The sequence below is a fragment of the Micrococcus sp. HG099 genome, assembly GCF_024723355.1.
GTDB classification, from domain to species: Bacteria; Actinomycetota; Actinomycetes; order Actinomycetales; family Micrococcaceae; genus Micrococcus; species Micrococcus endophyticus.
This window is the reverse complement of the sequence record NZ_JANQCJ010000116.1, coordinates 1-7232: the sequence shown is the minus strand read 5'-3', so window position 1 is coordinate 7232 and position 7232 is coordinate 1. Positions and strand designations below refer to the sequence as shown.

General features: G+C 73.3%; 4 protein-coding genes. 1 reads left to right on the top strand and 3 read right to left on the bottom strand.

The window, feature by feature from the left end; translation table 11 throughout:
* Nucleotides 1-2115: aminopeptidase N (pepN, locus tag NWP10_RS09620; RefSeq protein ID WP_258300743.1), on the bottom strand; the 2115-nt coding region annotated here is incomplete at its 3' end.
* A gap of 214 nt (nt 2116-2329) precedes the next feature.
* A complete protein-coding gene (gene glgC / locus NWP10_RS09615) occupies nt 2330-3574 on the bottom strand; it encodes a glucose-1-phosphate adenylyltransferase (RefSeq protein ID WP_258300742.1) in 1245 nt (414 codons plus the stop codon).
* Between the two features lie 113 nt (nt 3575-3687).
* Here glgC and glgA point away from each other — a divergent pair, with 113 nt between their 5' ends.
* A complete protein-coding gene (gene glgA / locus NWP10_RS09610) occupies nt 3688-4884 on the top strand; it encodes a glycogen synthase (RefSeq protein WP_158508180.1) in 1197 nt (398 codons plus the stop codon).
* Between the two features lie 76 nt (nt 4885-4960).
* Here the strand turns inward: glgA and NWP10_RS09605 are convergent, their stop codons facing one another.
* On the bottom strand, nt 4961-7084 hold the full coding sequence (locus NWP10_RS09605; RefSeq protein ID WP_258300741.1) for an acyl-CoA dehydrogenase: 2124 nt from the start codon (nt 7082-7084) through the stop codon (nt 4961-4963).
* Nucleotides 7085-7232 lie beyond the last annotated feature (148 nt).

Genomic DNA, 7232 nt, shown 5'->3' with positions numbered 1-7232 from the left:
GTCCTCGCCGGCCCCGGCGTCGGTCGCGCCCGACCCCGTCCCGCCCAGCAGGGCGGCGGCGAGGCGGCGCGCGAGGTCGGCGTCGGCGCGGGCCACGAGGGCCCACGTGCGGGCGGCGGTGCGCTGCCGGTCGGAGCCGGCCTCGAGGGCCCGGACCTGCTCGGCGAGCGTCTCGGCCAGGCGGGCGCGCAGGCCAGGGCGGTCCGCGGCGGCCGCGAACTGGGAGACCGCGGCCGCCGCCTGGGCGAGGACCTGGGTGTGCACGCCCACGGTCTCGATCCCGGCGGAGAGCCGCTCGACGGCCTCGAGGAACCGGGCCGCGGGCAGCTCGCCGTCCCGGGTCATGGACCACAGGGCGGCCCACACGGTGGCCTCGGCGAGCGGGTCGGCGATGGGGTGGGTGAGGGCCGCCTGCAGAGAGGCCTCGTCCAGGGCGAGCGCCGCGTAGGTGAGGTCCTCGTCGTTGGGCAGCACGAGCCGTACGCCCGCCGGCACCGTCAGCCCCTCGAGCACGACGGCGGCGCCGTCGGCCCCGCCGGGCACGTCCGCCGCGACCTGGGCGGTGCGGCGCAGCACGCCCGCCTCGTCCGGGGTGAACACGCCCACCTTGAGCGCGTGGGGGCGCAGCACGGGCCGGCCCGTCACCGGGTCCACGCCCTCCTGGTGGAGCACAGGGGCGCCGTCGTCGCCGGCCTCGACCCGCAGCCGCGGCACGCCGGAGGTGTGCAGCCACGCGTCCGCCCACGCGCCCATGTCGCGGCCCGAGGCCGCCTCGAGCGCGGCCATGAAGTCCGTCAGCTCGGCGTTGCCCCAGGCGTGCGCGCGGAAGTAGCGGCGCGCGGCGTCAAGGAAGGCGTCCCGGCCCACGTACGCCGCGAGCTGCTTGAGCACCGAGGCGCCCTTGGCGTAGGTGATGCCGTCGAAGTTCTGGCGGGCGGCCTCGAGGTCCACGATGTCCGCCACGATGGGGTGCGTGGTGGGCATCTGGTCCTGCACGTACGCCCAGGCCTTGCGGCGGGATGCGAAGGTGACCCAGGCCGTCTCGAAGTCCGTGGCCTCGTCCACGCCGAGGGTGCCCATGAAGTCCGCGAAGGACTCCTTGAGCCACAGGTCGTCCCACCAGCGCATGGTCACGAGGTCGCCGAACCACATGTGGGCCATCTCGTGGAGGATCACGTTGGCCCGGCCCTCGTACTGCGCCGCGGTGGCGCGCGAGGTGAACACGAAGTCCTCCGTGAACGTCACCAGGCCCGGGTTCTCCATGGCGCCGAGGTTGTACTCGGGCACGAACGCCTGGTCGTACTTGCCCCACTCGTAGGGGACGCCGAAGAGCTCGTGGAACAGGTCCAGGCCGCGCCGGGTCACGTCGAACACGGCCTCGGGGTCGAACGCCTCCGCCATGGTCTGCCGGGTGAACAGGCGCAGCGGCACGGCGGGCGCGTCGGTGCCGGCGTGGCCGTCCCAGCGGTCCTCCCAGGACGCGTAGGGCCCGGCCAGGAGGGTGGTGATGTAGGTGGACTGCGGCAGGGTCGGCTCGAAGTCCACGCGAACGACGCCGGGGCGCACCTCGGTGCGGGAGGCCTCGGGGCGGTTCGAGGCCAGCACCCAGTCGGCGGGGCCGGTGAGGGCGAACGTGAACGCCGCCTTGAGGTCGGGCTGCTCGAAGTCCGGGAACACGCGGCGGGCGTCGGCCGGCTCGTACTGCGTGTAGAGGTACACCTGGCCGTCGGCCGGGTCGGTGAAGCGGTGCAGGCCCTCGCCGGAGCGCGAGTACCGCGAGCGCCCGCGCAGCACGAGCTCGTTCTCGGCGGCGAGCTCCGGCAGCAGGATCCGGGCGTCGCCGACGACGTCGGCCAGCTCCAGCTCGCAGCCGTTGAGGACCACGGCGTCCACGCCGGCGTGGATCCAGTCCACGTGCGCGGCGGCGCCCGGCTCGGCGCACGCGAAGCGCAGCGTGGCCTCCACCGGGTAGGTCTCCGCCGCCTCGTCGCGGGCGCCGGACACGTCCACGTGGACCTCGTACGCGCTCACCGTGAGCAGACGGGAGCGCTCGGCGGCCTCCGCGCGGGTGACGTTGGTGGCGTCGAGGTCGACGGCGGCGTGGGGGCGGGGCATGGATCCTCCGGGGGTCGGGGCGGACGGACGGGACGCGCGGGCTCGGGGCCGGCGGTCCGGCGAGCGGGGGTGAGGCGCGCCACGGTCGAGGGTAGCGCCTCGAGCCCGGGGCGGGGCCGGGTCCGGGGCGCCGGGCGGGGCGCGAGGACGTGCCGACAGACGACGGCGGGGCCGCCCGAGGGACGGCCCCGCCGGGGGCGTGACGACGCTGCGGTCAGTGCGGCTTGGGGACGGACTGGTCCTTGGAGAGCACCGTCAGCCCGGAGTCCGTCACGGTGTACCCGTTGGCCTCGTCCTCCGCCCGGTCGAAGCCGATACGCGCGCCCGGGGGCACGACCACGTTCTTGTCCAAGATGGCGTTGCGCACGTGGGCCCCCTCGCCGATCACGACGGAGTCCAGCAGCACCGACTGCTCCACCCACGCCTCGTTGGCCACGCGCACGTCCGTGGAGAGCACGGACTGGGCCACGGTGCCCCCGGAGATGACCACGCCCTGGGAGAGGATGGAGTCGTTCGCCGAGCCGGGGCGGCGGGTGGACGAGCGCACGAGCTTGGCGGGCGGGGAGACGGACTGGCGGGTGTAGAGCGGCCACTCGCGGTTGTAGAGGTTGAACTCCGGCCACGGCTGCACCAGGTCCATGTGCGCGTCGTAGTAGGAGTCCAGGGTGCCGACGTCCCGCCAGTAGTGCTTGCCGGCCGTGCCGCCGGGCACCTCGTTGGCGGTGAAGTCGTACACCCCGGCCTCGCCGCGCTCCACGAACAGCGGGATGATGTCCCCGCCCATGTCGTTGTTCGACTCGGGGTTGTCCTCGTCCTGGTTCAGCGCCGCCACAAGGGCGTCCGCGTCGAACACGTAGTTGCCCATGGAAGCCAGGAACTGCGTGGGGTCGTCCGGCAGGCCGGGGGTCGTCTCCGGCTTCTCCACGAACGCCGAGATCCGCGTCCTGTCCTGCGGGTCCGTCTCGATCACCCCGAACGAGGAGGCCAGCTCGAGCGGCTGGCGCACCGCGGCCACGGTCGCCTTGGCGCCCGAGGCGATGTGCTGATCCACCATCTGCTGGAAGTCCATGTGGTAGACGTGGTCCGCGCCGATGACGACGACGATGTCCGGCCGTGCGTCATGGATCAGGTTCATGGACTGGTAGATGGCGTTCGCGCTGCCCGTGAACCAGTCCTTGCCGCGGCGCTGCTGCGCCGGCACGGAGGCCACGTAGTTGTTGAGCAACGTGGACATCCGCCACGTCTCGGAGATGTGGCGGTCCAGCGAGTGCGACTTGTACTGCGTCAGCACGACGATCTCGCGGTACCGGCTGTTGACCAGGTTCGACAGCGCGAAGTCGATGAGGCGGTACGTGCCGCCGAACGGGACGGCCGGCTTGGCGCGGTCGGCCGTCAGCGGCATCAGGCGCTTGCCCTCACCGCCCGCCAGCACGACCGAGAGGACCTTCTTCTGCACCATCTGCGTCACTCCTCGTGAGCCGGGTCGTCGCGTCCCGCACGCGTGCTCGGGGCGTGCGGGGCATCCGTGCCGCCAGACTATCGACCCCCGCCGGGCTGAACTAGGTTGGGGGCGTGCGCATCGACATCGTGAGCAAAGAGTTCCCCCCGTCCATCTACGGCGGAGCCGGCGTCCACGTCGCCGAGCTGACCCGCGTCCTCGCCTCCCGCGCCGACGTCCGGGTGCACGCCTTCGGCGAGCCGCGCGACCCGGATTACCACGGGGCCCGCGTCCTGACGTACCCGAACCCGCCCGGGTTCGACGCCGCCAACGGTGCCGTGCAGACCCTGGCCACCGATCTCACCATCCTCGGCGGCCTCGAGGGGGCGGATGTGATCCACTCCCACACCTGGTACGCGAACATGGCCGGGCACCTCGGCAAGCTCATGCACGGCGTCCCCCACGTGCTCTCCGCGCACTCCCTCGAGCCGCTGCGCCCGTGGAAGGCCGAGCAGCTCGGCGGCGGCTACGCGCTCTCGAGCTGGGCGGAGAAGACCGCCTACCTCGGCGCCGACGCGGTGATCGCGGTCTCCGACGGCATGCGCCGGGACATCCTCGCCTGCTACCCGGAGGTCGACCCGGAGAAGGTGCACACCGTCCACAACGGCATCGACACCGAGGCCTGGACCCCGCAGGCCGAGACCGGCGCGCTGGAGAAGTACGGCATCGACCCGACCCGACCCTCCGTGGCGTTCGTCGGCCGCATCACCCGCCAGAAGGGCGTGCCCCACCTGCTGCGCGCCGCGCTGCGCCTGCCCGAAGACGTCCAGCTCGTGCTCTGCGTGGGCGCCCCGGACACCCCGGAGCTCGCCCACGAGGTCAACGGGCTCATCGCCGAGCTGCGCCGCACCCGCGAGGGCGTCGTCGTCATCGAGGGCATGATCCCGCGGCGCGAGGTCACCCAGATCCTCTCGGCCGCCACCGTGTTCGCCTGCCCCTCCGTGTACGAGCCCCTCGGCATCGTCAACCTCGAGGCGATGGCGTGCGGCACCGCCGTCGTCGCCTCGGCGGTGGGCGGCATTCCGGAGGTCGTCGACGACGGTGTCACGGGCCTGCTCGTCCCGATCGAGCAGGTCTCGGACGGCACCGGCGCTCCCGTGGACGAGGACGCGTTCGCCGCGGACTTCGCGGCCGCCCTCACCCGGGTGCTCGAGGACCCGGAACGGGCGACGGCGATGGGCGAGGCCGGCCGGGCCCGCGCCATCGAGCACTTCTCGTGGGAGACCATTGCGGAGCGCACGATCGAGGTCTACGAGGCCGTGCTGCGCTGAGCCCGCGCCGTCCACGCACACAGGCCCCCGCCACCGCGAGGTGACGGGGGCCCGGTGCGTCCTGGGACGGCCGCGGTCAGCCGCGGCGGCCTCGCGCCGCCTTCTCGCGGGCGCGCACGGCCTTCTCGTCCTCCGGCTCCTCGCCGGCAGCGCGGCGCGCCTCGAACCAGGCATGGGCCTCGGCCTGGCGCTCGGCCTCGGCCTGCGTGGCGATGTCCATGCGCAGGTGCTCGGGCTCCAGGCCGAACGCCTCGACGAGCTCGAGCGCGAAGGGGCGCAGGCGCTCGGCCAGGCGGTTCACGTAGCCGCGCAGGGAGCGGGCGCGCTGGCTGGAGAGGCGGCCGTGGGCCACGAGCCAGCCGAGGTCCTCCTCGAGCACGCGCAGCGCGAAGAGGTCGCGCAGCCAGGTCAGGACGGTGCGGGTGCTCGCGTCCCGGGTGGCCTCCACGGCGCGGGTGAAGGCCTCCCACTGCAGCAGCTCGCCCTGGTTGCGGGCGACCTCGATCAGCTCGTGCTGGCGGGTGTTGAACGCGGCGGCCTGCTCGGCCTGGGTCTTGCCGCGCACGCCGGCCAGGGTGCCAGCGATGTCCGCGGTCTTGGCGCGCACGCGGTCGGTGAGCAGGTCGCGCTGCACCTCCGGGTCCTTGAACCAGTTCGCGGACCGGCGCTCGGAGCCGCCGTCGCTCACGGACTGCACGGCCTTGTGCAGGCCCGCGCGGTGGATCGCGTCCGAGGCCTGCGCCACCACGTACCGGGAGACCGCGCCCACGTTGAGGCGGCCGAACTCGTGCGAGTAGTCCGTCAGCAGGCGCTTGCCCACCAGCTGCAGCAGGACGTTGTTGTCGCCCTCGAAGGTGACGTACACGTCCAGGTCCGCGCGCATCTGGGGGATCCGGTTGCGGGCCATGAAGCCGGCGCCGCCGCAGGCCTCGCGGGTCTCCTGCAGCGTGTCCAGCGCGTTCCAGGTGGCCAGGGGCTTGATGGCGGCCGCGAGGGTCTCCAGCTCCTGCCGGTCCGCGTCCGAGTCGGCGCGGCCGGAGAACACGCCGTCGAAGCGCTCGAGGAGCTCGTTCGAGGCGAAGGCGTCCGCGTAGGCCCGGGCGAGCCGGTCCACGAGGCGGCGCTGGTGGTTCTGGTAGTCCAGCAGCACCTCCTCGCGCTCCGGGTCCGAGGCGTTGAACTGGCGGCGCTGCTCGCCGTAGGCGATCGCGCCGTGCAGGCCCAGGAACGAGGCCGTCGTCGCGGCCAGCGAGAGCGAGACGCGGCCCTGGACGAGCGTGCCGAGCATGGTGAAGAAGCGCCGGCCGGGGGACTCGATGGGGGAGGAGTACGTGCCGTCCTCGGCCACGTCGCCGTACCGGTTCAGCAGGTTCGTGCGGGGCACGCGCACCTGGTCGAAGTGCAGGCGCCCGTTGTCGATGCCGTTCAGGCCGCCCTTGAGGCCGTCGTCCTCGCCGCCGATCCCCGGCAGGAAGGCCCCGTCCTCGTCACGGATCGGCACGTAGAAGCAGTGCACGCCGTGGTTGACGCCCTTCGTGATGAGCTGGGCGAACACGGTGGCGGCCCGGCCGTGCAGCGCGGCGTTGCCGAGGTAGTCCTTCCACGCGCCCTTGAACGGGGTATGGATGACGAACTCGCCGGCGGCCTCGTCGTAGGTGGCGGTGGTGCCGATCGAGGCCACGTCCGAGCCGTGCCCGATCTCCGTCATGGCGAACGCGCCGGGCACGGACAGGTCCATGGCCCCGGGCAGCCACCGGCGGTGGTGCTCCTCGGTGCCGAGGTGCAGGATGGCGGCCGCGAACAGGCCCCACTGCACGCCGGCCTTGATCTGCAGCGACGGGTCGCCCAGCACGAGGTCCGCGAAGGCGGCGATGTTGCCGCCGTGGTTGTCGTCGCCGCCGAACTCCTTCGGGAACATCCGGTGCACCGCGCCGTTCTCCACGAGCACGCCCAGCTGCCCGAGCACGCGCTCGCGGTGCTCGTCCATGCCCAGCAGGGGGTCGCGGTGCAGGCGGGGGTCGCGCACCAGGGCGCGCGCCGTGCGGCGGTCCTCGGCCCACGCGCCCAGCAGCGCGTCCTGCAGGGCGGCGGAGTCCAGCGAGCCCGGCTCGGGGTGCTCGGGGGCGATCTCGGCGACGTCGGAGGGGACGTCCGTGGCGTGGCGGGGGGCCTCGGCGGCCAGCTTCTCGTGGTCGGTCATGACGACGCTCCTGTCTTCGGGTGGGATCGTGCGGGGTCGGGGGAGTCCGGGCCGCCGGAGGCGACGCCGGTCAGCAGCCAGCCGGCGATGGCGCGCGCCATCGTGGCGGCCTCGATGCGCTGGGGCGGCTCGGTGCGCAGCCACGTCT

Coding starts and splice junctions, on each gene's coding strand:
- glgC (WP_258300742.1), bottom strand. CDS start 3,574: ATGGTGCAGAAGAAGGTCCTCTCGGTCGTGCTGGCGGGCGGTGAGGGC.
- NWP10_RS09605 (WP_258300741.1), bottom strand. CDS start 7,084: ATGACCGACCACGAGAAGCTGGCCGCCGAGGCCCCCCGCCACGCCACG.